At 38.0% G+C, this 1152-nt stretch carries 2 protein-coding genes; both read right to left on the minus strand.

Translation table 11 applies throughout. The annotated features are described in order from the left end of the window. Positions 1-803, minus strand: an 803-nt coding sequence (locus ACFSB2_RS20685) for a condensation domain-containing protein (RefSeq protein ID WP_377945009.1), incomplete at its 3' end; no start/stop codon positions are given. Between the two features lie 13 nt (positions 804-816). Then, positions 817-1152: condensation domain-containing protein (locus ACFSB2_RS20690; protein WP_377945010.1), on the minus strand; the 336-nt coding region annotated here is incomplete at its 5' end.

Raw genomic sequence — 1152 nt, forward strand, 5'->3', positions numbered from 1 at the left:
TCCACTTGCTCCTCAAACAGCTCGTGAATCGTCTTGTCCTTCTCATACTCCTTGCCTGTATCATTAAACTCCACCAACACTTGCCGCTTCTCCGACTCCGGCAAAATCTCAATGCATGCCAAGTTAAGATTAGGTTGTGATAAAGCATTATTTAAGCATTCAAAAAAATGCTTGGATACAGATTTCAATTTTTCAACATCATATTGATGCACACAATAATGTATAGACAAAACCAATCCAGTATTTAACTTTACAAATCGAAAAGTAATCAAATCTCTATGTGCATCCCCGAAGCCCATACCATGTAGTGAATCAAATTGAACAGCAATATCAAATAGGCTAGAGTGAAACCCTCTCTGAAGTTCATACAATTTATCCATAAGCTGCCCATACGGGAAATCTTGATGTTGATATGCTCGGGAGAGTACCTCGTTTAACATCCGAAGATACTCTTTAAAAGTTAAATCACAATCCACATTTACTCGCGCTGGCAACAACGAATGAACTTCCAAATGCCCCTGCGTAATTTTGGGTATCCCAATGACCACATCAGTACATCCCGTATATTTATAAGACAAAAGGCTAATCGCTGACATACATAAAGCAAAAAGGGTTTCATCATTTTTAGTAACCTGATTTAATCTATTAGTCAAATGATCAGGAAATGGTATGTCTATGTTTTCCCAATCACACGATAAATGCGAAACATTTCCTGATTTACGTGGTAGGAACTCGTGAAATTCTGTGTCCCTTAATTCATCCATCCAATATTGAATATCATTTTGATATACTTCATTCCTCACCATCGTTCGCCCCTTATAGATCAACGTCAAAATCCAAATTTGTAAACATGGTCGTTTCGTAGATGTAATCCGTAGTAATTTCCAACCCATTTAACTCGATTTCCTCGTTCTCACAAATTGATTTCAAACACCTTAACCAGTTCTCAGCAATTTGTTGGATGGTTCTAGGCATGAATAGATCAACGCTATATTCAAAATAAAAATTAATATCACGATGATTTCCCAGCAGTTGTTCCTCCGCAATAAGCGTCAAATCGAACTTCGCCGTCGTCCGTTCTCCCTTATATCCACTCATACGTAAGCCATCCATCGACAACTCTTGACGACCCATATTCTGCAACACAAACAT

Source organism: Alicyclobacillus fodiniaquatilis, from assembly GCF_042678105.1.
Taxonomy (GTDB): domain Bacteria; phylum Bacillota; class Bacilli; order Alicyclobacillales; family Alicyclobacillaceae; genus Alicyclobacillus; species Alicyclobacillus fodiniaquatilis.